This window comes from Caldibacillus sp. 210928-DFI.2.18 (assembly GCF_020554505.1).
Lineage (GTDB): Bacteria > Bacillota > Bacilli > Bacillales > Caldibacillaceae > Caldifermentibacillus > Caldifermentibacillus hisashii.
Genome location: NZ_JAJCHL010000191.1, coordinates 1 through 1,228 on the forward strand (window position 1 = coordinate 1; position 1,228 = coordinate 1,228).

2 protein-coding genes are annotated in these 1,228 nt (G+C 34.4%); both read right to left on the reverse strand.

From position 1 onward, the window contains the following. The coding region (locus LIZ98_RS17470; RefSeq protein WP_227140405.1) for a transposase at nt 1-672 on the reverse strand (672 nt) is incomplete at its 3' end. An 11-nt stretch (nt 673-683) separates the two neighbouring features. Continuing rightward, the gene (tnpA, locus tag LIZ98_RS17475) at nt 684-1,082 is read right to left on the reverse strand and encodes an IS200/IS605 family transposase (RefSeq protein WP_094245197.1); all 399 of its coding nucleotides are present in this window, start codon (nt 1,080-1,082) and stop codon (nt 684-686) included. Between the last annotated feature and the right edge of the window lie 146 nt (nt 1,083-1,228).

Consider the following 1,228-nt stretch of genomic DNA (forward strand, 5'->3'; position numbering starts at 1 on the left):
AATTCGTTGTGCTTTTGCCAGTTTGTCTAATGCTTGTCGATAGTACCGTGGGTAATTGGCTTTCTCACCCTGTTCACTCTCGACATATAGACCGTCCATAGCAAAATCTAAGCCAACTACTTTTTGAATCTTTACTGACTGAATATCTTTCTCGTATTCTGTCAAAATCGAAATATAATATTTACCTGTATTTGTTTTAGAAATAGTACAAGATTTGATTTTATAATCAGCAGGTATTTCTCTATGTCGGTTCATTTTCATTGGCTTTTTGATTTTTGGTAGTTTGATATGACCATTTTCTAGCTTAATATTGCCGTTGACCATATTGGTTGTGTAAGATTGTTTATTTTTCTTGCTTTTGAATTTAGGAAACTCCGCACGACCTTCAAAAAAGTTCTTATAAGCATTTTGCAAATTGATCTGTGCGTTTGCTAAAGCTAAAGAATCCACTTCTTTTAGGAATGGAAATTCATCTTTGTATTTCGCTGGTGTCGGGAATGCTTGTTGTTTAAGCGTTTCTTTATCGTTTTTGAATTTCTCATACGTTTCCTTACGTTCTTCCAGCATCTTATTGTAGACAAAGCGAACACAACCAAATGTTTTGGCTAATTGGATTTTCTGTTCTTTATTCGGATACAAACGAAATTTGAAGGCTTTGTTTTGTTTGGCCATATCAAATCACCTCACTTCTGACCTTGATTTTCAATGTATTTTTTTATGACTTCTATTGGTGCACCGCCTGTTGTAAGCAGGCAAAAGCTTCTTGACCAAAACATCTCTTTCCATAGTCTTTTTCGGATATGAGGAAAGTTTTTCTTTATCAGTCGAGAACTTGCACTCTTATAAGTATTGATGAACTTCGATAATTCAGAATTAGGATGTGCTTTGAATAGGATGTGGATATGATCCTTATCATGATTCCACTCTGTCAAAGTAATGTTGTATTTTTTTCCGATCTCAATGAACATATCTTTTGCAAAATCAGATATTTCATCGGTGAACACTTCTCTGCGATACTTTACAACTAATACAAGATGATAATGTAATAGGAACACTGAATGATTATTACTATCCAATTTCATTGATATATCAATCCTTTTTTATATATAAGACTAATTATATCAAAACCTTTGGCTAAAGCCAACCGAAATTCATCTCCCACCTACTCATTAGGCTACGCCCTGCACATTCCTTGAGGATGGGAGACTTCTTTCGGAAATCCGTTAAA

Coding starts and splice junctions, on each gene's coding strand:
- tnpA (WP_094245197.1), bottom strand. CDS start 1,082: ATGAAATTGGATAGTAATAATCATTCAGTGTTCCTATTACATTATCAT.